The sequence below is a fragment of the Nocardia vinacea genome (assembly GCF_035920345.1).
GTDB classification, from domain to species: domain Bacteria; phylum Actinomycetota; class Actinomycetes; order Mycobacteriales; family Mycobacteriaceae; genus Nocardia; species Nocardia vinacea_A.
This window is the reverse complement of the sequence record NZ_CP109149.1, coordinates 9,956,843-9,981,174: the sequence shown is the minus strand read 5'-3', so window position 1 is coordinate 9,981,174 and position 24,332 is coordinate 9,956,843. Positions and strand designations below refer to the sequence as shown.

The 24,332-nt window shown below is 67.0% G+C and carries 24 protein-coding genes; 3 read left to right on the top strand and 21 right to left on the bottom strand.

Annotated elements, in window-relative coordinates:
* Positions 1-7 precede the first annotated feature (7 nt).
* From OIE68_RS45315 to OIE68_RS45215, 21 genes are all read right to left on the bottom strand, one after another.
* Positions 8-943, bottom strand: a complete 936-nt coding sequence (locus OIE68_RS45315; protein ID WP_327097023.1) for a hypothetical protein — start codon at positions 941-943, stop codon at positions 8-10.
* 72 nt (positions 944-1,015) lie between these two features.
* Positions 1,016-1,924: a hypothetical protein gene (locus OIE68_RS45310; RefSeq protein WP_327097022.1), complete on the bottom strand. Its 909-nt coding sequence runs from the start codon at positions 1,922-1,924 to the stop codon at positions 1,016-1,018.
* 54 nt (positions 1,925-1,978) lie between these two features.
* The gene (locus OIE68_RS45305; protein ID WP_327097021.1) at positions 1,979-3,070 is read right to left on the bottom strand and encodes a hypothetical protein; all 1,092 of its coding nucleotides are present in this window, start codon (positions 3,068-3,070) and stop codon (positions 1,979-1,981) included.
* On the bottom strand, positions 3,067-3,600 hold the full coding sequence (locus OIE68_RS45300) for a hypothetical protein (protein WP_327097020.1): 534 nt from the start codon (positions 3,598-3,600) through the stop codon (positions 3,067-3,069). Before OIE68_RS45300 ends, OIE68_RS45305 begins: the two co-directional genes overlap by 4 nt.
* Positions 3,597-4,265 carry a hypothetical protein gene (locus tag OIE68_RS45295; RefSeq protein WP_327097019.1) on the bottom strand — a complete coding sequence of 223 codons (669 nt, stop codon included), beginning with the start codon at positions 4,263-4,265 and terminating at the stop codon, positions 3,597-3,599. The genes OIE68_RS45300 and OIE68_RS45295 overlap by 4 nt, the downstream gene beginning before the upstream one ends.
* On the bottom strand, positions 4,262-5,410 hold the full coding sequence (locus OIE68_RS45290) for a C40 family peptidase (RefSeq protein WP_327097018.1): 1,149 nt from the start codon (positions 5,408-5,410) through the stop codon (positions 4,262-4,264). The genes OIE68_RS45295 and OIE68_RS45290 overlap by 4 nt, the downstream gene beginning before the upstream one ends.
* A 257-nt stretch (positions 5,411-5,667) precedes the next feature.
* Positions 5,668-7,623 carry an acyl-CoA dehydrogenase family protein gene (locus tag OIE68_RS45285; protein WP_327097017.1) on the bottom strand — a complete coding sequence of 652 codons (1,956 nt, stop codon included), beginning with the start codon at positions 7,621-7,623 and terminating at the stop codon, positions 5,668-5,670.
* Positions 7,620-9,329, bottom strand: a complete 1,710-nt coding sequence (locus tag OIE68_RS45280; RefSeq protein ID WP_327097016.1) for a hypothetical protein — start codon at positions 9,327-9,329, stop codon at positions 7,620-7,622. The genes OIE68_RS45285 and OIE68_RS45280 overlap by 4 nt, the downstream gene beginning before the upstream one ends.
* A complete protein-coding gene (locus tag OIE68_RS45275; RefSeq protein ID WP_327097015.1) occupies positions 9,326-10,798 on the bottom strand; it encodes an SCO6880 family protein in 1,473 nt (490 codons plus the stop codon). Before OIE68_RS45275 ends, OIE68_RS45280 begins: the two co-directional genes overlap by 4 nt.
* Positions 10,795-12,243 carry a hypothetical protein gene (locus OIE68_RS45270; protein WP_327097014.1) on the bottom strand — a complete coding sequence of 483 codons (1,449 nt, stop codon included), beginning with the start codon at positions 12,241-12,243 and terminating at the stop codon, positions 10,795-10,797. The genes OIE68_RS45275 and OIE68_RS45270 overlap by 4 nt, the downstream gene beginning before the upstream one ends.
* Positions 12,240-13,046, bottom strand: a complete 807-nt coding sequence (locus OIE68_RS45265; RefSeq protein ID WP_327097013.1) for a hypothetical protein — start codon at positions 13,044-13,046, stop codon at positions 12,240-12,242. Before OIE68_RS45265 ends, OIE68_RS45270 begins: the two co-directional genes overlap by 4 nt.
* A gap of 16 nt (positions 13,047-13,062) precedes the next feature.
* Positions 13,063-13,701, bottom strand: coding sequence for a hypothetical protein (locus OIE68_RS45260; RefSeq protein ID WP_327097012.1), 639 nt, complete (start codon positions 13,699-13,701; stop codon positions 13,063-13,065).
* A 21-nt stretch (positions 13,702-13,722) separates the two neighbouring features.
* Complete coding sequence (locus OIE68_RS45255) at positions 13,723-13,935, bottom strand: hypothetical protein (protein ID WP_327097011.1); 213 nt, start codon at positions 13,933-13,935, stop codon at positions 13,723-13,725.
* A 17-nt stretch (positions 13,936-13,952) separates the two neighbouring features.
* Entirely contained in the window at positions 13,953-14,957 is a 1,005-nt protein-coding gene (locus OIE68_RS45250; RefSeq protein WP_327097010.1) for an alpha/beta hydrolase, read from the bottom strand.
* Positions 14,958-14,960: 3 nt separating this feature from the next.
* Positions 14,961-15,257 (bottom strand): hypothetical protein, encoded by a 297-nt coding sequence (locus tag OIE68_RS45245; protein WP_327097009.1) that lies wholly within the window; start codon positions 15,255-15,257, stop codon positions 14,961-14,963.
* Positions 15,254-15,907, bottom strand: coding sequence for a hypothetical protein (locus OIE68_RS45240; RefSeq protein ID WP_327097008.1), 654 nt, complete (start codon positions 15,905-15,907; stop codon positions 15,254-15,256). The genes OIE68_RS45245 and OIE68_RS45240 overlap by 4 nt, the downstream gene beginning before the upstream one ends.
* Before the next feature lie 3 nt (positions 15,908-15,910).
* A complete protein-coding gene (locus OIE68_RS45235) occupies positions 15,911-16,612 on the bottom strand; it encodes a hypothetical protein (protein WP_327097007.1) in 702 nt (233 codons plus the stop codon).
* 126 nt (positions 16,613-16,738) lie between these two features.
* Complete coding sequence (locus OIE68_RS45230; RefSeq protein WP_327097006.1) at positions 16,739-18,241, bottom strand: cutinase family protein; 1,503 nt, start codon at positions 18,239-18,241, stop codon at positions 16,739-16,741.
* A gap of 78 nt (positions 18,242-18,319) precedes the next feature.
* Positions 18,320-19,459: a lipase family protein gene (locus tag OIE68_RS45225; protein ID WP_327097005.1), complete on the bottom strand. Its 1,140-nt coding sequence runs from the start codon at positions 19,457-19,459 to the stop codon at positions 18,320-18,322.
* A 1-nt stretch (position 19,460) separates the two neighbouring features.
* A complete protein-coding gene (locus OIE68_RS45220) occupies positions 19,461-20,708 on the bottom strand; it encodes a cutinase family protein (protein WP_327097004.1) in 1,248 nt (415 codons plus the stop codon).
* A complete protein-coding gene (locus OIE68_RS45215) occupies positions 20,705-21,262 on the bottom strand; it encodes a hypothetical protein (protein ID WP_327097003.1) in 558 nt (185 codons plus the stop codon). Before OIE68_RS45215 ends, OIE68_RS45220 begins: the two co-directional genes overlap by 4 nt.
* A 986-nt stretch (positions 21,263-22,248) precedes the next feature.
* Between OIE68_RS45215 and OIE68_RS45210 the strand changes: the two genes are divergently transcribed.
* The 3 genes from OIE68_RS45210 (at position 22,249) to OIE68_RS45200 (ending at position 23,972) form a co-directional block, all read left to right on the top strand.
* The gene (locus OIE68_RS45210) at positions 22,249-23,055 is read left to right on the top strand and encodes a helix-turn-helix domain-containing protein (protein WP_327097002.1); all 807 of its coding nucleotides are present in this window, start codon (positions 22,249-22,251) and stop codon (positions 23,053-23,055) included.
* Positions 23,056-23,504: 449 nt separating this feature from the next.
* A complete protein-coding gene (locus OIE68_RS45205) occupies positions 23,505-23,726 on the top strand; it encodes a hypothetical protein (RefSeq protein WP_327097001.1) in 222 nt (73 codons plus the stop codon).
* Between the two features lie 51 nt (positions 23,727-23,777).
* Positions 23,778-23,972: a hypothetical protein gene (locus OIE68_RS45200; protein WP_327097000.1), complete on the top strand. Its 195-nt coding sequence runs from the start codon at positions 23,778-23,780 to the stop codon at positions 23,970-23,972.
* Positions 23,973-24,332 lie beyond the last annotated feature (360 nt).

The following is a 24,332-nucleotide window of genomic DNA, read 5'->3' as shown; positions in this document are numbered from 1 at the left end:
CCGCGCCTCACCGCTCGAACCCGACCGACTCGCCGAGTTCGGCAGGGCCGACATCGGGTTCGTAGTCCGGTTCGACCTCCCATCCCTGCACCCCGACGGAAGGCAGAGCAGTCTCGACGGCTTGCTCGACGCTCGGGTCGGTGCTCGCTTCGTTCGGTGTGCTGGTTCCGGTGAGGGCTTGGGTAGCGCGTTCGATGAGCTCGTGCGGGGCCGGGGGCGGCTCCACCGGGTCAGGTCCCCGGTCGCCCGGGAGGCTGTCGATGCTGCGCCAAGCTTCGTGCTCGATACCTCGCCATGCGTAGGCACGCCATTGTTCGTGCAGAGCGGCGTCGCCGTAGCGGTGCACGGTCGCTGTCACCAACTGTGTCCACCCCGCTTGGTCGCGGCACCACAACTCGGTTCCCTCGTCGGTGGTCACACCGATGTCATCGCTGGTGTCGTACGCGCGGACCCACAGTGCGGTCATGTTCCGGTCGAACTGTTCTTGTGCCTGCGGGTCCGGCGGGAAGCGTCCGTCGGCACCGCGGCGTCGGTGGGCAACCTTGATGGCTGCCATGTGCTCGAGCTGCCACATGTCGTCGGCGATGCCTTCGACGATATGGGCACGCACGGGGTCCTCACCGTCGCGGATGGTGGGTGGGGAATGCACGCTGTCGCCCCATCGCAGTCCCCGCTCCCCCATCTCCCGCGCCTGATCGATCGCCTCGGGCGGAACACCAACAGCGCTGGCGCGGATCTCGATGTCGTGACGATCCCCACGTAGCACCTGCAAGTGGTTCCGCCAGGTCTGCATCGGGATTTCGCCACTGCCGTAATCGGGCTCGTAACTCGGGTGCCCCCGCAACAGAAGCTCTACATGGTCGGCGGAGGCGTTCTGGATGCGTTCGAGCAACCTCACCTTCCAGCTGGGCAGCCCATCCATCCCGGGTATCAGTTCAGTCATCACTAGTTCTCCCTTCCTGAAAGAGATTGGTGTTCGGTCGTTCCCACCTTCCGGAGGCGGAATGATCCACGGTCATGGGTCGTGTCCGTGGTCGACCTCGGCCACCGCCGACGCGGACGTCGAGTCGGTCGTGGTGTCGGCGAATTCGAGTGCTGCGGGCAGTTCTGCGGTCAACCCGGCGGCCTCGATCGCGGCATTGATTCCCGCGGCATAGGGCTCTCGGTCGGGGTCGGTGACCGTCAGCGGCTTAGAAGACCGCCCACGTGTATTGAGGGCATCGGCGGCGAGTGAGACCATGCGGTCCGGGGACATCGGCATCTGGGTGGTGATGTCATCGTGGGTGATCCCGGCGGTTTGCAGCACGATCACCGGCATCGTGATGGCGGTGAAGTCGGTACCCGCCACCTGGTTCCATCGCGCCGCCAGCTGCCGGTCGCTGTGTGCGGCGAACTTTCCGGCGACCGCGGTCGACCAGTGCTGCGCGCCGCGCTGCCAGATCTGGTGACGTTCTTCTTCGCTCAAGGTCAAGGCGTGCGAGACCGCGCCCAGGCGCTGCCAGGTCATCCCCATCACCCGCCGAAACCGTGCCACCGCATCGACATTCAGCTCGCCACGGCGGGTGTGGGCGGCGGCCACACCCGCCATATCCTGCAAACCCCGCACCTCGACGCCCAACGCGTCGGTCAATCCGGCCCGATCGACCTGCCCCGACCCGAGCAATACCTGCCCCGGCTGCCACTGCCCGCCACGCTCACCCGCAGCGCGCACGTAATCGATCCACGGCTTCGGCACCCCGACCGCCAACGCCACATCCTCGAGCTGTTCACGCGAGCGCTCGCCGATACGCAACTGCTGCACCACTTCTGGCGGCACACTCACGTGTCCGGCGTGACGGGCATGTTCGAGGCGCTGCTGGTTGTCGTAGGCCAGGTTCTGCACCGCTTTGAGCAGATGCGCCTGCAGCGGAGTCGGTGTATCCATCTCACCGGCTCCCGCCTTCAGCAGGGCCCACCACTGTCGGCCTCGCTTTCGTGGTCACAGCTGCGTCCCAAGGTCAGCGATCGGCGATGCGTGCGTCGTAAGCGGATCTACTTCGGGGCCGAAATCCATGTCCTCGGCAAGGGTTTCGCTGGTCAGTCCGGCCGCGTCGGCCGCATCTGCGATCACTGATCCCGCATCGGGGTCGGGGTCCGGGTCGCCACGCAGATCTGCGAACTCGTGGATGAGGTGGGTGGCGAAACTCAGTTCCTCGGTCAGCCCCGCGATGTCCTCGACCGCGACTGACGACGACCGGCTCCGCGCACGCACCGTCACACCGAGATCGTCGAAATCGTCGATGATGTCGGCGTCGATGATGTTCTCGATCGCTACTTCCGATGCCTTGCTGTGCGGTTCCACCGTCACGTCTCGGTCGTCGAAGTCCTCGACGATCTCGGCGTCGATGATGTCGGTGTAGGCGCTGCCGGTGTCTTCGACGAACCGCTCGTCGTAGGCGTCGGAGTCGTCGCGGAGTTGCTCGGACAACCCTTCGGCGCCCTTGGCCGCAGCAAACGCCGCAGCCGATGCCATCGCTTCACCGGCATCTCCGTGCGAAGCCAAGGTCTCACTCAAACCTGCTGCGCGGCGGCGGCTTTCGATGAGCAGTTCCTTCAATTCGACGTCGAGTTCGTGCAGTTCGGCGGCGCGGATCTCTCTGTTGGCGTAGGCATCGACCTTCAAATCGTGGATTTCGATGTTGTGTTCACGCTCGAGGTCACCCGCTTCGTCGCGGCGGTCCAGATCGGCATCGGCGCGTTCGGCTTGCCTTTCCTTGATCCACTGCTCCATCTCGTGCATTTCACCGCCGCGTTCGATGCGAGCACGTACCTCGTCGACCTTGGCGGTGTTCAGTTCGTGTGCTTGGCGCGCCAAATCCACGGTGTCGATCACGCGCAGGCGGTGTTCGATGAACGAGCGCCAATCTTTGGCACCGGCCAGGCGCATCCGCTGCTCGGACTCCGCCCTCGATCGTGATTCCCCACCACGTCCCCGCATCAGGGCAGCGGTGGTGTGCGCGGTCTGCAGCGCTTGGACGAAACCCTGGCGCATTGCCTGGCTGGATTCCTCGACCGGATCCCCGGAACTCATGACAGAACCTCCAATTCGGACAACACCCACGCCGATACCGCCGTGGTGCGCGACGCGTGGGCGTATATGGCCCATCGGATCGGCGGCTGGTTACGGGGTTCGAGTTGGACGGCGAGCACACGGCTGGCTGTTGTAGCGGTATCGGCCGGGTGGTCGTCGCTGCTCACGCGGGCCGATACCGCGACGGTGGTGGCGTCGATGCGCCACTGCTGCCACTGTGTGACACCTATTGGCGCCCACACCAGTGCGGCGGGCTCGCCGCGCTGCGCGAACGCCGAACTCATCAGCGGGCGTGCTGCCCGGAACGCCTCGCGCTGATCGAGCTGTTCGCTCGGCCGATAGGCGAACACGGTCCTTACCGCCGCGGTCAGGACCGATTCAGCCGAACACGGGTCCACCTCACTAAAGGGGGCTGCGAAATCTGCTGCACGGCAGTGCGGTTCATCGCTGGGTGCGGCGCTATCGGCGGCGCATCCTGCGGTCAGGGCGGCGAGAGTGATCACAACGGTGAGGGATATGGTTCGGGTCATGCCGAGGCCCTGTGTGGGTACAGCAAGGCGCCGAGGACGGTGGTGTGCCAGTCGAGGGCGTCGGGTCGGTTGCATTGTTCGGCGGCTGGGTTATGTACCGGATCGGTGATCACGTCCAGGACCAGGCCGGCGGTCGTGGCGGCGCGGTGCAGGTTCTCGAGGTCGACACCGCGGCTGCGGGCCAGGATCAGGTGCAGGGTCGCGGCATCGGCGCCCCATTGGGTGCGGGCTTGCCCAGCAATCCAGATCGCTTGTCGCGCTGAAGCTTCCGCAGCATCTGCACCCGTGCCCAACACCGTGCCGGAGGGAAACAGGTCACGCCATAGAACCTGTCCGTCGGCGCGGCAGATGGTGAAGGTGGTCATGGTGGCGGCCGACCACAGCATGACCCGCGGTCCGCGCGCTGCCTTCGCCACCAGTCGTTGCTGCACGCCGCGGCGGGCGGCCTCGGTTTGACGCAATCCTTCGTAGTCGATACCGGCCTCGACCAGCAACGCGGTCAAATAACGCTCGAAGCTCGCGGCGTCGGTGAATCCGTGTGCGGCTGCTACGCGATCGAAATGGCGAGTGCTGGTGAATCCGTGCAATTCGACTGCGCGAACGCGCACGACCATCTCCGGGGTGACGCCAGGTCGCGGGCCCGCTGGATTCAGTGGGGTTTTCATGTTCGACCTCCCGGGGTGGTGTCGGGGGTTGGGGTGGTGGGGCTGCTGTAGCGGCGGACGTCCATGTGTTCGTCCCAGGCGCTGAGCGGGGTCAGGGTGACGGTTTGCCCTGTCTGCGGTGCGTGCAGCAGCATCTCGGTGCCGGTCTTGTCGTCGGGGCCGTGGTAGACGCGGCCGTAGTAGATGCCGACGTGATGGGAATCGGTGCCGCCTGGGGCGGTGAAGAAGATCAGGTCCCCGGGTGCCCGATTGGCGAAGGGCACCGGTTGCGCGGTTGGGTGGTCCTGTTGGGCTTGGGTGTAGTGCGACAATCGGATCCGGCCGCTGGAGGCTTGGTAGATCGCGTAGAGGGTCAATCCGGAGCAGTCGAATCCGCCGCCGGTCGGACCATTGCTGTCGCCGCCGCCCCACACGTACGGGGTACCGATCCACCGCAGCGCCGCAGCGATGACGGCTTGTCCGAAAGGCCCTGCCGGACTCAGCGGTGCACCCGAACCACCTGCGCCGCACCCTGTCGGTGACTGTCCTGCCTGCCCGGTGGGCATCGAGGCCGGGTCGATGTCGGCGAACATCGCATACAACCGCTCGGCGAGGTCGAGTTGCCCGGCGTAGGCGGCGGGCGCGGATTGTTCGATGGCCTGAGCGAGCTGGGGCGGGGTCATCTGTTGGGCGCCAGTGATTTTCGTTGCCTGGTCGTAGAACCAGTTGATTTGATACACCGGGTTCATCAGCTGCGCGATCCCCGCCGATCCCCAGACACTGACTCGCATCTGATGCGGGCCGACCGAGTCGTGATCGTGCCCGACACCGTCGTTGCTGTAGGAAAGCGATTCTGGAACCGAGGAATTCGCCAGATTCCGGAACGTGCTTTCGGTGGCTTGGGCGGCCAACTCGGCGACGATCACCGACTGCGGCATCCGACGTTGCTTGCCGATCGCGACACCATTGCGGGCCAGCCGCAACTGGGCTTGGTTCAACCCAGCCACACTCGTACCGGTCGACGCGCTCGCACCCCCGGTCGTATCCGGTGTGAGTGTGGCCGCACACGAAGTCCCCGGCGCGGCGCCGACCACGATCAGCAACATCAGAAGCAGCGCAACGGGCAGCGAAATCGCCACCATGGCAGTGGTTTTCGAGGAATCCATGTTTAGCTTCTCGGCATTCGCGATCGATCATGGCGTGTACCCCAGCTCCGGTGATGTGCTCAACTCGGGTCGGCCTGCCGCGGTGCTTGCGGTTCCCAATTGGGTGGCTGTGCCGGGAGGTATCGCTGCCTCGATCAACGCTGAGCGGTCGACTTTCGCCGGTTTCGACCAGACCGATCGCCGGATCAAACTCCGTTCTGGGCATCGATCCCGGAGTTGTCCAGGGCGAGTGCGTGTATGAGGCTGCGATCGGATGGTCATGCAGTGGGCGAATCATGGTTTGTCTCATCGATCGTTGGCTCCCCGGTGCGCACCTGTGGCGTCCCCGCGGCCAACCGTTCCCACCCGGCGTACCGCAGCCACGCGAGTTCGTAGTCATCGGCAGCGATCGGCGCTGGCAGTGCAGGAATGTCGAAGGCATCCACCAGCAAAGTCAGGCGGGGGACGAGTTCGCGCCGCGCCGTGGTGAGCTCGACATCGACCTGGGCGGCGAGTTCGGGGGTCAGCAGCCCACGAGCGGTGACCCAGTTGGCGCTGGCGCGCACGCGTTCCAACCCGTACACGGCGGCAACTGTTTCCAGCGTTGCGCGGGCTCGTCGATCCGCACTGTGTTCAGCCGCTGAGAGCAGTGAGTCGGCGGCGAGTCGTTCGGCGGTCGCCGTGGACAGTTCGATCGCCGCGGAGTCCGCACCCAACACATCAGGGCCGGTTTCCCCGGAACGTGCCGAGAGGGCCAGCATGGTTTCGCGGTCGAGGAGCAGCTGCCGCCACCACGGGTTTCCGGTCGGCGGATCGCAGACTTGCAGGTCAACGACGTTCATGTGACCGGGCGCGCGGCCCGCGGCGACCTGGTGGGCCAGTTTGCCGGTCGCGACCTGCAAGACCTGATTCTCGCCTTCGGCAGTGATGATGCCTTCGACGTTTCCCGCCCAGTCGGTGATGCCGTTGACCCGCAGCGCGCCTTGGGCCGCGCAACGCTGGCGGCAGAGCGACAGCACGGCGAGTGCGGTGTTGGAGATGATCGGTTTGGCCAGCATCGCGCGCACCGATCCGGTGGTGTCCGAATCGCTGCCCAAGTGCTCGTGGACGTCGCGGGCGAGGGCGGTCATGGCATAGACCTGCGCGACGGCGGAGGTCAGATCGCGCAGGACGGCGTCGCGTTCGCTCATCCGGGGACCGCGGCCTGGACGGCGCTGACGGGCGTAGTGCCAGGTGATCGCTATCCCAGCACGGGCACCCGCGATCGCCGCGCTGGCGAGGGTGCTGCGACCGTTCTGCAGGGGGCTGATAGTGCGGTGGAAGCGCTCGCCCAGCGACATCTCGCACTCCAGGCGACCGCCGACGAAACGGGCCCAGTCTCCCGCGAGGAGGCCGTCGCCGGGAACCACGACATCGTCGAAGAAGATCATCGCGTTGTCCATCGGCGCCCATGCCTTCTCCGGAAGGCGGGCAACGTGGACCCCGGGCGCGAGCCCTGCGCGTGTGCGCAGCCGCAACAGGAACGGGAAGATCCCCTCATCCACGCCATCCGCCAGTAGTCGGGCGGTCACGATCACCGTTTTCGGCACGGAGGCTTCGGCACAGTTCGGCATGAATTTCACAGCCCCGCCGACCGGGGTGCGCAGCAGGAATGTTCCGTCACTCTGACGGATCGCCAGGGTTTGGATGTCGACGCCGTTGGTGCCCGCGAGTTCGGTGTGCAGAAGCGCACCGACGGCGTCGACGCGGTCCAGTTCGGCCAAGCAATGCTGTTGGTAGAGAGTGCCGTTGCCCAGCTCCTCGATGCCGCCGATGACAAGCCGGAAATGTCCGGACAACAACGGCAGCAACCGCGGGGCGGCGATCGCCGCCCAATCGAAGACCGCACGCAGCAGCGCGGGATCGGCGGCGATATGGCGGGATGAGCCTCCCAGGTCATCGACGATCCGTCGCAGCATGGCGTAACTGCGGCGCACTTCGGCGTCATGGGTGGCCCCGGCGATCGGCTGGTCTGCCAGCGCCACCATCGCTGCGCGCACTCGTGTGTGGAGGGCGCGGTCGGTGCCGAATAGGGCCTCTCGGACAGCGGTCATGGTCGGGTCGAGCTGGTGTTGGGGTGATGGGCCCCACCCGTGAGTGCGCAGGCTGGGTGGGTCGGTGACGGTCATGGTGGCAATGCCTTTCTCGTGCGCAACCGATAACGGCTGCTTGGGTGGGTGGTGGCTTGAGATCATCTGCTCGCCTCCCCCGTGCCGGGCAGGTCGTCGAAACGCCGGTTTGTGTTGTGCACATCCGTAGCGCGCTCCGTTGGTGTGAACACCAGCCGGAACGGAATCCCGGGCTCTTCGGCTTCGCCGGTTTTCAGTAGGAAACAGCCAGTGCCGGGCGGAGTTTCGCGACGGGTGGGGTCCAGGTCGTCGTCGCTGGGCGGGCGTGGTGCAGCCCAGGAGGTCACGAGGAGTTTCTCGGTGTCGGTGATCCCGACCGCGGCACGAAGACGATTGATCTCCTCGGGCCCGACCGGACCGATGAGTTTGGCGCGGGCGCGTTCGAAGAACCCGATCGCTTTGGCTTGGGCGGCTGGGGAGTCGAAGGCTGCGAGGTCTTTGATGGTGTGGCTGCACATGATCAGTCCCGTGCCCAGGCCTCGTTGCAGGCGGGTGAGGGCATCGACGCGGTCGACCATGAACTCACCGACGCCCAGGACGCGCCAGATTTCGTCCATGACGACCTCGAAGGTGCGCGGCGGGGCGAGCCCGGCGTCGGCGAGGGCGTGGGCGGCGGCGACGGCGCCGAAGCCTTCGCTCCAGCAGACCATCAGCACCGCGGCGAGTAGTTTGGTGTCGCCTTCGGGGATGCGGGAGACATCCACGCACACCGCCGGACTCGCGAGATCCAGACCAGTGGTGGTGGGCCCGTTGAAGATAGCGCCGAAGGGGCCCTCGACCAGCGCGCGTAGCGAGCGGCGCAGGGTTTTGGTGCTCGCCCGGTAGGTGGTGTCGTCGTCTTCTTCGGCGAATTGGCGTAGTTGTTCCCCGCCGCCGGCGATGACCTCGAGAAGGTCTGACAGCAGCGGCGGGTGTTGATAGGTGAATCCGCCTGTGGGGCTGTAGAGCTCGCGTAGTCCGGCGGCGAGGAGGACTTCTTCGAAGTCGGCCACTCGTGACCCACGCACCAACTCGATCAGGCCCGCGACGATGTTGACTTGCCCGGCCTCCACGCGCGCGGTGACCTGGCGGCGCTGGTCGGGGTCGGTGAGCCGTTCGACGACCGCGCCGAGCGCGCCGACATCGAGTGGGTTGAGAGTGCCGTGCCCGTAGCCGAGGTCGACGACTTGCCCACCGAGGCGCTCGACGAGGTCGCGGTAGTCGGGTTTGGTGTCGCCCATGCACAACACCGTTTCCCCGGCCGCGACCGCGCCGGTCACCATGCGCCGGATCAGGCTGGATTTTCCGAACCCGTTGAGTGCCAGCACGAACGCGCTCGGGGCGGTGATGAAGCCTTTGAGAAACCAGGACATGGGGTCGAAATGCACAGGCGCACCGGTGATGTAATGCGCCCCGACGGGTGCACCGATCGTGGGAGCGCTGGCACCAACGACGAACGGCCACAACCCGGCGACTTGCACGGTGGTCGCGCGCCATTCCGGTGTGCTGGGCACCACCGAGGCGCGGCCGCCGCCGAGCCCGCGATATCCACGGTCGGTCAACGGGAGGGGCGATCGGTCGAAGCCGTCGCCGACGACATCGGCCGCACGGTGCGCGGCGGTCGTACGGCGATGATCATCGCTCGATATCGCCCACCGTGCCCGCCAACCACGCAGACCGGGCTTGGCGGCGGCAGCCTCGGTCGCGGCACGCGCCCCCGGCGTGAGCACCCGCACCCCAGCGACCACTTCGGTACGCGCAGGACGAGAAGCCTTGCGGCGGAACCCGTTCAACTCGACACCCGTTTGGAGATCGAGGTGTGCTCGGGCAGGATCAACCCGATCCCTAGCGACGCGGCGAACGTCGCGGCTTGGGAGCCGTAGCAGCGGCGCACCCCGAGCCGGGACGCAGCGGCCATCCCCTGGACCGACGCTTCGATCCCGGGCAGGTCCCCATCGAGGTGATCGGTGACGGTCACCAACACTCCGAAACGGGTCAAACCCGCGCCGCGTGCTTGCTCCTCGCGGGAGGCTTGGGTATTGGCGACCCGGATCCGCGCCGACGCCGAGGCGATGCCGCGTTCGGTTTGCTCAGCAGCGACCGCATCCCGAAAGTCCGAGTCGACCAGGGTGGTGGCCTCGGCCGCCGAATGCAGCCGGTACACGATCGCCACCCGCTTGCGTGGCACATCCGCGCGGGGGCGCAGCAACTCCTCGAGCACCGTTTCCATAACCGCGCCGCGCGGGGCAGCGTCCATCTCCCAGGTGATCGAGCGGGCACCGTCGTGGACGTAGTGATCCCAGCGGTCCTGGTGCGCGATCGGCCCCACCGAGTCCCACGACTGCGAGCCGGTGATGTCCGGGCCCGCGGCTTCGACGTCGCGTTGAGCGGCCAGGTCGTAGCGGGTGCGCACCAGCCCGAGTACTTCCCATGCCTGCAGCGGCGTCGCCGGCAAACCTGCGCGGGCAAGCTGGGACAGGATACCTTGCAGGCGGTTACCGATCTCGCGGGCTTGCTCGGCTTCGTCGCGGCGGATGCGGCCTTTGCCGATGGCTCGGTAGGTGATGGCGATGCGGGCTTCGATGCGCACCCCGACCCCGCCGATGTCGGCGGCGGCTTCCCGCATCACCGCTTGGGCGTAAGCCGGGGCATCGGGGCGGACCAGGCGGGTGACTTCCCGGGCTTGCTTGAGGCGGGTTTCGACCACGTTCTCGAGGATCGAGGTCACCGCGACCACTTCCCCACCGCGGCTCTGGGTGGCCAGGAATTGGCCGTACCCCTCCACCCAGGCGTCGATCTGGGCTTGATCGGCCAACTCCTTGCCGCGGGGGATCACCCGCAGCACCACCGTGTAGTGATCGCTGCGGCGGATATGCAGCATGGCGAAGCGTTTCCCGCCTGCGGTTTCATACTCCGAGAGCCGCGAATCAGCCAGCAGCCCAGGCAGTTTCGCGATGCCGGGAATCTTGGAGAATCGACCGGCCTGGTAGACGTGCTCACCGCGGGCGCGGGCAGCGGCGAACTGCACCCGCAATATCGCGATCTCCCAGCCGGTGCGGCCATTGCGAGTGATCGCCAAGGGCGTGAACACCAGCGCCGCAGCCACAATCAGGCCCGCGGCTACCGACAGCGATCGAGTGATCATGAACCCGACCATCACCATGACGATCAGCGCCAACCCGAGCATCGACACACCCCAGGTCAATCCGACGAACCCGGCCGAGCGGGGACGTTCCCAGCGGCCATACACGCGAGCCGTCATCGCCGCACCTCCCCCGGCCCCAACGCATCCGGATCCAATCCGCCCTCTGTCGCATCACGGGTCTGGCTGTCGATCGCTGAAACCCCCCGCTGCGCCATATCTGCGGCCATCTGAGCACCCATCACCAGCGCACCAGCCATACCGGCACCAGCAGCAGCCTGCCCACCGCCGCTGCCCGCGCCGCTCGCACCGGGCGTGCTCGACGACTGTGCCGCTCCGGCACCAGTGGACCGCGCACCGCCACCACCCGCACCGCCGCTCGAACCACCTGCGGGACTCGCGGCTCCCGACGCGGCAGAACCACTGTCGCTGCTTCCACCAGACATCGGACGGCCCCCACCACCGCCACCAGGACCACCGCCAGGCGTCGATGAACCGTTGGATGCCCCGCCCCCGCCAGGCGCGTTCTCTCCCTCACTTACCTTGCGGCCGCCCGATCGATCCCCCAGCGACGCCATCGCCACACCGGCCGCGCCACCAGCCAACACAGCCGACGCGCCACCACCACTTCCGAGCGTCGCAACCGCAGGGGCGACCAATCGGATCAGCGCGGGCAACACCACCACGCTCATCACCAGCAGAATCAACCCCAGCAACACCAGTTGCGGATCCTTTTGGTCGCGCCCTGCCACGGTGAAGGCGATCGCATAGACCAACGCCCCGACCGGCTTCCACAGCACGAACGCCAGCGACCAACTCAGCAGACGCTTGTAAGCCTGGGACCCTGGGCCTGTCCCCGAAGCAGCTGCCGCGAGCGGGATGGCGGCGACGACCAGGATCAGAAGGGCTTGCCGCAGTACCAGCATGACCAGTTGTATGAGCATGCTGATGATGCCGAGGAGGAACAGCACGAGCAGGACGCCTGTGCCTAATCCGGAGTTCCTCTTGAGATCGAACTCGGCCAGTGCGGCGACGATGTTGTGTGCGTCGCCGCGGGACGCGTCGAACAGCACCCATTCGGCGAAGGCGTCCCCGGCACGGGTTCCAGCAGTAATGATGGCAGCGAAGGCCATCGAAGCGAAAACGGCTCGAGCCAGCATCAGGAAGCTTTCCTGTGCTTCGCCCGCGACCCCACCGCGTTTGGCCAGTGCGAGTCGTGCTGCGGCGAAAATGATTCCGCAGGTCAGCAGCAGCACCTGCAAGCCGCTGGTGTATTCGCGGATCCCGGACAACACCGGTCCAGGTCCCCCCTGGTTGTCTGTCAGTTGCGGTGACGGAAGCGCTGTCCACCAGGTCATGACGAATCGCAGCAAACCGCCGAAGCTCTCCCCGAGTTGCGATGTCATGTCGTCGAGGACGGAACTTGCCGTGTCGGTGGCAGCTTGTCCGAGCTGTTCACATGCCTGTTGGGGCCCCAACGGCATATCGCAGACGTCGGGTACAGGGAGCTGCGACCGCCACGGCATCAAAGCGTCGACCCGCGCATCGGCGAGGACAGATCTCATGACATGGTCTTCCATGAGCCGAACTCGGTCAGGGTGGACGCGTATGTGCCTGGTCCCCAGAGGCTTTCGATGTTGTCGGGAACGCGGACGCGCCAGTCGCCGTCGATCCAGGCCATCGGCCAGGTTGCGATCTTGTAGCCGAACTGGTCGCGGTTGGCGAATTGCACGATCGCGAGGTCGTCTCGGTAGCCGGGCTGGATTCGCACGCCCTCGGGGACCACGACGTAGCGTGCGGCGTCGCGGGTGCGTTCGCGCGAACGAGCGAAGCGATCCAGCAGCTCTTGGCCGCCGCCGTAATAGCGTTCGCGCACAACCTGCTGCCAGACGCTCTCGGGGGCGGCGAGCGCGCGGGCGAGCGCGTCGGCCGCTGCCAGCGCCGCGCCTTGGGGGGTGTGGGCGAATCCGGTCGCGATCCCATCGTGGATGCGGGCCGGTCCGTCGCTGCCTGAGACTGGCAATGCCGCTCCTCCCCAGCCTTGCTGCCACTGCATCCGGGCGGGCGCAATGGTCAGGTAGTCCGGGCGGGTGGGGTCAGGTCGTGTGCTTGTGTCTTGTGCAAGGGCGACACCGGATTGTGTGCCAGGCACTTCCAGGCGGTTGCCGAACAGGTCGGTGCTCGGCGGTAGCGGCGATCCGGTCGGCGGCACGTCAGGAAAAGTTCGCTCTGTCGGAACTGTGGCGCTGCCGGGATCGGCGGGGACATCATGGGGGCCGTTGTCATTGGTGATCGTCAGCACGAATGCGGCGATCACGACGGCGGTGATTCCGGCGAGCAGGATAATCAGCAGGCGATGGGATTTCATGATCTCGTGGGCCTCCTCAGCGCGGCGCGAGCGCGACCATGTCGGCCGGGGACGTGGCCACGGTGGTGACCGGCGCGGCGGTCGGGTCGTCGGGTAGCTGCAGACGCCAGTCCTCGGTCTGCCACAGCACGTGGGTGTGGTTGCAGGTGACGGAGTTGTCGGGGTGGATGCTGTAGATGTCGACGTCGGTGGCATCGAGGCTGTAGTGAGAAATCAGGTAGCCCAGGACTTTCGGTGCGCTGCTGGTGATCGCGGCGGTGATCGAGATCTGGGCGCGGGCAGTTGCCCACCCGTCGCGCCCTGGGCCTGGGGCGAGCATGCGTTGACCCACGGTCGGCCACTGGCTGTCGGTCGCGATCGACATGCGGACCGTGGCCTGGACGGCGGCCAGCGCGGCACCGGCCGGTGAGCGCTCGTATCCGCTGGCTACGGCTCCCTCGATGTGGTGGGGGCCTTGTTCGGCGACCGGAAGGTCGACACCTTGAAACGGCTGCCAACGCAATCCGGTCGGTTCAGCGACCGCTGGCGTGGACTGCGTTCCAGTGGATTCACTGGTGGTCTCGGTGCCGCAGGCGAGCAGTCCGGCCGCGGCGATCGGTCCGATGCATGCCAGCACGGCCACGACGCTGCGGTGGTGTACGCGGGAAGAGTTCACGGGTTGGTCTCCTCGAGTGGATCAGGTGGGCGGTAGGACGGCGATGGCGATGGAGCTGGCCGCCCCGAGCAACACCGCGCCGAGCAGTGCGCCGAGGAGTCCTTCGACGGCCTCTTCGCGGTACATCCGGATCGCCAACAGACCACCGACCCACACCGCGCGCGCGATACACAGCAGCAGCACGAACCAGGCCAGCCAGCCCAGCAACTGGGTCAGAGGCGAAAGAACCTGCACGGGAAGTGGTTTGGCGATCACAGTGGGCCGCCGTCCTGCTGGTAGGTGCGGTAGGCGACCTCGAGAGCGGCCAGGATCGGCTCGCCCGCCGCAGCAGGGTGAGTGCGCGGCAGCGAGTGCCCGGCACCCGGGACGCTGTCGTAGTCGCCCCAGATGTGCTCGGCGAGGTGGCGGGATCTACTCGGTGCCACAACCGGGTCGAGTTCGCCGGTCAACACCCAGGTCGGGACGCTGCGCATGATGCTGGCTATCTCACCGGTCAGCGTGGTGCTTCCGTAGGCGGCCAGGGCCGCCTCGAGGTCGGTGGTAGCCCTGCTGGGACCGACGTTGGCGAACTCGCTGCGGCGCGGCAGACCGTAGCGCGCCGGTGGCTCGTGCAGGTGGCTGCTCAGTTCCTCGACGAGCCGGCTTTCCCGCCGTCGCGAGCGCTTCGATGTGCGGCCTGCATCGGAAGCAGTTGTGAGCCAGTGGAATTCGGGGCAGCCGTTGAACAGCACGATCCCCGCCAGTGCACGAGCCCGGCGTGGGTACTGCTCGGCCCATGCCTGCACCAGCAGCGACGCCACCGAGTGCGCCACGAGCACGACCGCGCCGTGCGCGTGCGCCACGACCGCGTCGAGGTCATCGACGAGCGTCGACAACATGGTCTCCGCACCCGGATCAGATTCTTTGCAGCTGCCGTGTCCGCGCTGGTCGTAGACGATTTGGGTGATACCGCCGTCGAGGCGTTGGTGCAGATGCCCGGCCAGCGGCCTCCAGTAGGTGGAGTCGGTGAGTATTCCGTGGACGTAGACCACGCTCGCCGGTGCCGACGTGGGGCCGATGCGACTGGCCGACAGCCGGATTCCGTCCGCCGCGGCCACGGTGAACGGCGTGAGGTCCAGGTGGGCAGCGGTGAAAGGTTCGCGCCGCGATGTCGATGCGGACGAGAATCCGCACTCACCGGGCTGGAAACTGGATGGACCGAGGGAGCCGTGTTGCCCGGTTGTGGAGGGTTGGGGATGAATCCGGAAGCGGGGCATGGCTTATGCGCCTCCGGTGACGACGGCGTTCATGATCGTTCCGGCGCTGGTGGCGATGATGCCGCCGACCAGGGCGCCGAGGATGATCTTGGGTGACTCCACCGCGCCGCCGTGGAAGCGTTCCCAGCCGAATTTGCCGCCGGCGTAGATCAGGGCGCTGATGCCGGCGAGCATGACGATCCAGGACAGATAGTTGACGAGGTTGATGAGCCTGTCCGATCCCGGAGGTGGCTTCGGGGTGATCGGGATTTGTTGGGCGAGCACGGTCAGCGCCTCGCCGACCGCGGAGGCGGTGGTCATGGCGGTGTCTCCGAATCGGGTTGTGCAGCAATCGAGCGGGTGGCTGCGAGGTGGGTGATGATGTGGGTTCCGGCGCGGTGCACGTCGGCGGGGACCGCGTCGCGCAGGCTGGTGCGGCGCGGGGGTGCCGGGTCGTAGGGGAGGTATTGGGCCAGGTCGGTGAGTTCGCAGGTGACGAGTTCGTCGTGCCAGCCGATGTCGTAGACGTGCTCGACCAGCCCGGCGACCACGGCGCGGTAGCGGCGCACGATTGCGGGGACTCGCCCCGGCCGCATCGCGCTCAGCACGAGCCCGATCACTCGCACGCCGTCCGGGGTCAGACCGGCGTGCCATTCGCGCAAGCGGTCGGCCGCGGCGGTGAGGCCGGGCATGCACAGCCTGGCGGCGACGATCACGTGTTGAGTCGTGCGTGGTGAGGCTGGCCAGGCCACTCCGGCGTCCGCGGCCGGGGCCCACCACCGCGCCAGGGTCGAGGTCCCGGCGCCGCCATGTGCGCCGAGCACGGCGAACAAGGGTGGGTGCGCTGCGGTGGTCGGTAGCGGCGTTTCCCATACCGGCGCCAACCGTTGCGGTGTCGCGATGGTGCTCGGCTCGAGCCGGTGTGGTCCGCCAGTGTGGTCGTCGTGGTGCAGGTGCAGCGGTGCGGCCATAGTTCAGCCCCGCTTCTGAATATTGGTGATCACGACACCGAGACCGTCGTGTCGGACGTTGATCAGTTGCAGGTAGTCCACGCGCTGCCCGTCGGGGTGCCGCTCGGCAAGGTGAACCTCGACAGTGCCGTCGGCGATCGGGGTGATCGCGACGCAGTAGGAGGTGCCGGCCGGGATGGAGGCGATACCCGCCGCCAACGCCTCCGACGTAAGTCCGGCCTCGGGGGCGACCAGTCGCAGTGCGGCATCGGCGCTGCGTTGCGTGTAGTAGGCGTGCTCGAACGCGGCGATCACACCGGCGAGGCTGCGGGTGTCGCCTTCGGTGTCGGTGACGGTCTGCCCGGCCAGTCCGGCGCACGCGCTGCTCGGTGGTTGTGTGGTCGTTGGGGGACCTGCGGTCAGGGTGGGGATCGCTGGCATGGTGTCGGATTCGTCGGCGATCGAGTTGATCCCCACCCCGACGAGCAGGGCGGCCACCCCGAGTGCGGCGCCCAGCCCGACCCAGACACGTCGAGGCACTCGCGTGCGCCACGATCCCGTCGGCGGTGGCGGGGGCGGGGGCGGCGGTTTGTTGATCCACTGCCATTCGTTCCCACAGCTGTCCGGGGCGTCGATCGTGTCCGAGATGGGTTGCAGTGCAGTGGGTTCGGTCGGGTGCAGCCAGCCCCAGCCGTGCTGGCTGGTGTCGGTGGGGGTGTTGGGCATGTCGGGTTCTCACCTCCTCGGTGGGTTGGTGGGCGGTGTGGGGCCCTTCGGGCGGGGGTGCCAGGGGAGAATCTGCAGACCGGGTGTGGGTACGTCTGCGGAGTCGGGCTCCGCCCGAAGGGGTCTTTAGGGTCCGACGCTCGATGTCGGGGCCGCCGGCGTAGCTTGGCTGCTGCTGGATGTGGTGGCGGCTGCGCTGGTTGTCGACGCGGTGGTGGACTGTGGTGGGGCCGACGCGGTTCCGGTGGCGGCGAGGTCGCGGGCGAGTGCGGTGAACCAGTCGGCGGTCGCGGCCAGCGCCGATTTCCCGGTCGTAGCGGCGGGTACGGTCTGGTAGGAGCCGTGGCGGCCGGTGGTGTCGCTGTATTGGGCGGATCCGGCGAGGGTGTAGAGCTCGCTGTGGTCGGTGATGGTGCTGGTGATCGCGGTGAAGGTGTCGTTGATCCAGCGGCTGGTGGTCTGGGGTGGAACCAGCTCGACCACTGCGCTGGCGAGTTTGGTGCCCAGTACTGCGACCGCCGCCAAGGGGTCGCTCATGCCGACAGTGGCGAGTTCGGTAATCGTGGCCGGAGTGAACACTGTGCGTGCCACCGAGATCGCGGCGTTCAAGCCGATGGTGCCGATCTTGAACAGCGCCGCGAGCGCATCGCTCGGCGCGGGTGGAGTGGTGTTCGGGTCGGAGGCTTCAGCCAAGCGCTGGCCGAGGGTTTTGGTCGGTTGGTAGGACAGTTGGTCGAGGCTGGTGCCGGTCAGGTCCTTGTTGACCACATTCACCGCGGTGGTGTAGACGGTCGCCGACAAGGCTTGGGCGATCGTGGAGATCGCCGCGATCGGATCCCGGAGGTCCGAGCGGGCGGCGATGTTCGCCGCGGCGGTGGCCAGCGGGCTTGCGGTGGGTGTATCGCAGGTCGCGTCACCTGCCACGCACAGGTCGGCGACTCTGCCGGTCAACGCCCCGTATCCACTCGACGCCGCCCCAGCGGTGATACCGGCGCCTGACAGCGACGGGTTGAGCAGCGCGATCTCGGCGACCTTCTGCCCCGTGGTCCCGGGTGCCGCAGACGGCGAGGTGGCGCCGGGCCGGCCGGGCAAGACGGGGGTGTTGGTGTCGCGGTTCGGATTGGCCAGCAACGCGATCCCGGCGATCTGGTCGGCGCGCAGTTGTGTGTTGCCTGTGCCGACACGCTGCGCGAACTGTGCGACCGCGGGTGCGCCCTGGGCGTATCCGGCGGCGGCGATCTTGGTGGTCGGGCAGCGCGCGAGGACCTCGGCAGCCATCTGTTCCAGCCGCGCCGAGGCGGCCGTAACCGCGGCGTCGTATGGCAGGGCTGTCCCGTCGGCGGCGTGGCCGTAGGGGACGTAGGCGCGCTGCACGAGATCCCCCGCGGCGGCAGCGAGAGGACCGAACATCTGCCCGAGTGCGCCGGAGTCACTGGTGATCGCCGCGTCGGGAGCGGCTTCGTCGCTGCCCTGCACCCCAAGCGCGTACAGGCTCGGGCATCTCGTGCCCAGGGGGACACCGGGATCGGCGCCCACCGTGCTGCCCGCGGCTGCCGACACGGTGACCAACGCCAGGATCGTCGCGGCGACGCGTTGCGGTGTCGATGTTCTGATGGTGCTGGTGTGCATGGACTTTCGACCTCAATTTGTGTGGGGCGGGGCCTGCCCGCACCCCGGCGAGGGGTTCGGAAGGTGCGGGCAGGCAATTCAGGTGGTCTGCGGGCTCGGTGGAGTCGGGCCGGTGGCGGCAGGTCGCCGCTGCAGGTAATTGGCTAGGCGCGCCACGGCTTCGGCGGCACCGGCGGCGGCGGCGCCGGTATGGCTGGTGGCGTATTCCCGCCAGCTCGAATCGACTCCGAGCGAGTGGTATTGGACGAACAGGTGCCGTCCCATCGCCACCGGGACGAGGGCGTCCTCGGTGCCGTGGTAGAGGTGCACGGGCACCTGCGGGGTGTCGCGGCCGCTGGTCTCATTCGCAAGGGCGTAGCGCCACATCGGGTCGTTCCACGGGTCGTCTCGCTCACACCATCGCGCCAACGGGGTGTTGCGGTAGGCGACCAGCAGCTCCGCCACGTCGAGTTCCTGGGCGCGCTCGATGGTTTCGTGGGCTTCGGTGGTGAGCAGGTGTCGCATCGGCAGATGCGGATACGCGCGGCCCAGACCGATCAGCCCGGCCAGCGCCAGTCCCGCCCAAGGGCCGCCGTCGATCTCACCGATCAGCGCCGCGGGGTCGGCGACAACCGCACCGGCGGCGATGCCCCGCAGATCCAGCTCAGGGGCATAGTGCGGCTGTTGTTCGGCGGCCCAGATCGCGGCGCGCCCGCCGTCGGCATACCCCCACACCACGCACGGTGCCTGCGCGGCGTCGAGTTCCGGCAGCTCGCGTACCGCACGCGCGAGGTCGAGCACGGCGTGCGCGGCAGCGGCGCCGGCCAGGAAATGGTGCGGCCCCAGCCCGGTCATTCCCAAGCCCAGCCCGTCGGGCACCGCGACTGTCCAGCCGCGTTCGAGGGCGGTGGCGATGAACCCGGTTTCGGGTTCGGTTCCCTCTCCTGCCAGCAGTTGCGAGGGTGCGCATCGGCCACCGAGACCGTGAAAAGTGGGGATGTACAACAGGATCGGGCTGGGACCGGCGAGCTCGGCGATGTCGGGGGTGATCACAATCCCCGATGCCGGAATGGGAGCGCGCAACCCGGTGCGGGTGGCATACACCAGCTGCCACGCACGGTTCGCGCCGTGCAGGTGTGGGGTGGCGACCGTGCGGCGGCGCAGGATCGCCCCCGGACGCGGGGTGAAGTCGAGTGCGGGGCTGCGGTAGAAGTCGTCGAGGGTGGTCGGGTCGGTCATGTCATCTGCTCCCGGCGATGTCGTGGGCGAGGGCGACCATCCAGGCGATGCCCGAGGCGAGCTGGCCGTTGATGGCGTAGTTGTTGTGGCGGGCGACGGTGTCGGCGTAGCGGACCCAGATCGCGGGGTTGAGCAGGTCGGCGTTGTCGGCGACCAGCAGCCCCCATGCCGTGGCGAGTTGGCCGGCGAGCTTGGGCAGCAACCCAATCGGGTTCGCCGCGACCGTGGCGGTGATCTCGTTCCACCGGGCGGCAGCAGCACCGATGTCGTTCGGGGTCGGTGCAGGAACGCGGGGATCGGCGGCCTCGACCAACCGTGCCGCCAGTGGCAGCTGCGGCGCGTAGTCGACATTGCCGCCACCGACCTGGAAATCGTTGAGCGCCACCGTGGTCCAGGCATCCCCCAGCGCTGCGGAGAACAGAGCACCCAGTGATCCGATAGCGGCGAACGGGTCGCCCAGGTCGGCCTGGGCGGCGATTTCGGCGCCGACGCGCAGAAGCGCGGCCCGATCCGGTGCCGAGCAAGCCAGGTCGCCATCGGTGCAGATGTCGGCGACCCGGCCGGTCAGCGCCCCGTAACTGTTCGCGCCATCAGCGATCCCGCCACCACCTGCGGGCGGGTTGGTGATCTGGACCCCGGCGACCGCGGCACCGCTGGTACCTGGCGCGGGGTCGGGCACCGTCTGTCCCGGACGGCCGGGGAAGATCGGTGCATCCGGTGCGCGGTCGGGGTGGGCATACAACGCGATCCCCGCGATACGTTCCGGCGCGATCGGACCGGTGCCCGCACCAACGTCACGCGCGAAGCTCGACACTGCCTGCGCGCCTTGGGAATAGCCGATCCCGGCGATCATCGTGGCAGGGCAGGTCTCGGCGATCTGCGCCGCGGCGGCATCGAGCTTCGCCCGGGCATCGGTCACCGACACGACATACGGATCCGGGCCACCGCCGGGCACCGCGCCACCGAACCCCGCGCCATAGGGGATATAGGAGCGTTGCACCAGACCGGGAGCCGCCGACAGCACCGGTGCGATGAGCGCGCCGACGACACCGGTATCGGCGAGCGGGTCCGCTGTCGGTGAGGATTGGCCGGTGCCCTGCACGCCCAGCACGTAGAGCGCGGGGCATCCAGGGCCGATCGGCACTCCTGTGGCGGGTCCCGCAGTAGTGGTAGCGGCGAGGCCGATCGCGGTGGCCGCAGCTGTCACTGCGGCGACGATGCGTGCATGGTGGGTCGTCACGGTGCTCATGGCTGCCCGACCCCGACCCCTGCGCCGAATCCTGCGCCGACCGTACCTGCGGCGACCGCGCCGACGACCGCGGCCGGGACACCGGCGATCACAGCACCAGCGACCGCACCGGCGGCGGCACCGACCGCGGTCCCGAACACACCGGAGGTCACCGTGCCAAGGACCGGCACCGGAACCACCGTGCTCAGCGCGGCACCCGCGATCCCACCGACCGTGCCGCCGATCAGACCGCCGACCACCGCACCCACAGCCGCGACCGGGCCACCGGCGACCGCGGCGCCGACGGCGCCGCCGATTCCGGCACCGGCGAGCGTGGCGCCGCTGACCCGATCCGAGCGCCCGGCCGGAATGCCGACCGAGTCCAGGGCGGTCGCGACCTGTGCTTCCGCGCCTGCCGCACCGTCGTTGATCGCGTCGGCGCATTCCGGGGGCAGCCATTCCGGTCGCTGGGCTTGCCATTGCCCGATGCGGATCGTGTCCGGTGGCGGCTCGATCGGCGCGACGGGCTCGACCGGCTCGGGCAGGTGTAGGTCTTCGATCCGGATCGGCTCCACCGGTTGATCTGGCGATGGAGCCGGTCGCGACGGCGCGTTGTTACGGACTTCGGGTGGCTGCGCGTAATACACCCGCGGTGTCGGCGGGGATGGCTCCGGCGCAGGTTCGGGCTCCGGCGGCGGTGGAGCAGGTGTGGTTGTTCCAGGCTGGGCGGGGCTGGTGACCCCCGGCTGATCAGCGATGGCAGCTGCAGTGTCGGCAGCGTGCGCCGTCCCCGCTGCGGCCAACACCATCGCAATCGGAACCGCACCCGAGAGTAAAGCACGACTACCACGAAAGACGTTGGTGCTGAAATGATTTCGGACGTGATGCCCGCCTGGGGCGGAGGTGTGAAATCGGGTGGCGTTGCTGGTTTTGGGCATGCCGAAAAGACCCTTCGCTTGATCAGGGTGGGATACGGATTACTGATGAATGCGCACGGGCGGCGCGGTGATTCGCGGACCTCCCAGAGGCGAATCCGCCTCTGGGAGACCGCATCTCAGGCAGATCGCGTCAGATGAAGGGCAGGATGAGTGCCAGCGCCTGGGCTGCCACTGAAAGACCGTTGGACAGCACCGACAGACCGGTGTTCACCCAACCCAGTATCAAAAGGGGATCCAACGTTATTTCCTCTCAATCGGTTTGGACTTGCCATTCCATCCAAACCTCGAAACCTGTTGGAATACCAGAGTTTCAGCTCTCCTACTTTTAGGTGAGGGTGAGAGTGTCAAATTGCTATTCTGGCGGCATGCAGGACGTTTGCCACAAATTTCACAGTGGGAGCGTTAAAAAACTTTTTTCGGAATCCACTGCGCGACAGCCGGCTTCGCTGGCGAGCACACGACGGATTCGCCCATCGGCCAGCAACTCATTGCGATCGTTCAGATGCAAACTTCTTGCCGAGGGTTGCACGTTCTGGTAGGAACGAGGCATCAGCTTGGGGGCAACCATTCATCTTATCTCCGCTCGCATCGTGGCGGAAGACACCGAAAGGGGGGGACTCCGCATGACTCGGAATCCCGCACACCGCTCATCCGACAACACCAGAGGCGAGCAACTACCCCACATCCCGACTCTGGGCAGCACGTGCCGACTGATCAGAGACGACCTGGGCCTGTCGCGCTTCGAAGCCCAGCAGCGCCACGGCATCAGCCCCTCCTACCTGTTCAATATCGAGAAGGGCACCGATACCCCGACCTTCGAAACGCTCGAGAAGATCATCAACGGCTACGGGCTCAGCTCCGTCCAGGCACGCCACCTACGCGAACTGCGCGCCCCCGCCGAGGAACTCGCGCCCGCCGACAAGCTTCGCGAGTGCGTTCAGGACAACGTCGACCTGACCAGCCATCTCGACGACCTCGAGCAACGTGAAGTCCTCGCGGCCTGTGTCGACCCGCTCTGGAATGTGCTGGCCTGCAACGATTCGTTTCGAGCGGCGGCACCCGGCCTGGAGGAAACCGGCTGCATCCCGGTGTGGATGTTCAGCGCGGCACCCCAGGCAGTCCATGTCCGGTGGCCGCACGAATCCGCCTTGAGTGTGGCCACACTCAAGGCCGTGCTCGGTCGCTACCGTGACTCCGAGCAAGCCCACGACGTCATGCGCCAGCTCCGCCCGATCAAGGAATTCCGCCGCCAGTGGTTCTCCAGCATCGAGGTCTCCTACGGCCGCGACACCAACGACTTGCTGCACGTGCGCGACCCCGCGACCGGCGAGCCGGCCTCCTACCGGCTCAGCGTCGCCGACATCGACCAAACCCAGAACGTCCTACTCCTCACAGCAATCCGCAAGCCCTACTCCGGACCCCCGGTCTAGCCGTAGATCCCAATAGCGACACGCTTGCGCGACACGCTTGCAACATCTTAGTGAGGCGAGCATCAGCGATCAGACCGCTGATCTTCCTACGTACCCCATGCCTCCCGAGTCGTGTCCGGTAACACTGGGCGAGATCGATGCGAGCAACACCACGAAGTAGGCGACCAATGCATGACCTCTATCACTAACCCGCGTCGACTACACCTGTTACCGGTCGCGGACAATGAGATTTGCTGGCGCGCAACGCAATTACCGCGCTTCCATGGTTGGAGCGAAGTATCTCGAATGATGAAAGAGGTGTCGCCGATGAACTTGGTCATCCGCTGTCATCCGCCGTTCGGCACACACCGTGAACTAGCTGCCGCCTGGCGACACGTGGGTGTCGCGACAAGCTCGCACAATCGGCCGAGCGTCGCCTCGACGAGCCGACCAAAGCCAATCTCGAAGAGATGGCGGCCGGTATCCAAGCAGGCGCGCGCGTGAACCGCGCCTCCCGCGGTGGGACCAGCGCGGTCGAGCATTTCATCAGCGCGACCCGCTGTGTCTACCGCTATGCCGAGGACACCGGCTGGATACGCCCCGTCGACAACCCTGCCCGCCAACTGTCCATGCCCACCGGACAGCCCTCGCACCGATCCTCGATTCCGCCGAATCAGTTTTGCGAGATCTGAAACGTCGCGGTCACCACCGGCAACGACAAAAGCGGCTTACCCGGGGTTTTCGTGAACGTCGACAATTTCCGCAGGTTGCCACATCACAACGACCCCGACCTCGATGCCCTGATTCTGCGCCTGCACATCGAAACCGCCTGCCGCCGTGGCGGTGCCCTCACTCTGCGTCTGAACGATCTCGACCCCGAACAGTGCCTGATCTACCTGCGGGAAAAGGACGGCAGCGACCGGTCTAACCGACCTTGATGCGGCACCTGCAAGAGCACGGCGCCCAACGCGGAAGCCCGCGCTCGGGACAGTTACTGCGCTACCACAACGGAAACCGATCACCTGCAGACGTTTCGACCGCATCTGGCTACGGATCGGGCAGGTACTGCCCTGGGTCGCCAGCCAGCGCATCAGCATCCATTGGCTACGCCACACCACCCTCACCTGGGTCGAACGCACCCTCAGCTACGCCGTCGCCCAGAAATGCGCCGGACACCACAGGAAGAACAACGGCACCACCGCCACCTACGTCAAATCACACATAACCGAAGTCGCCGCAGCACTGGCCGTATTCACCGGTGAGCCGCATCCGCTTGTGCCCGGATTCCAGCCCGGCAC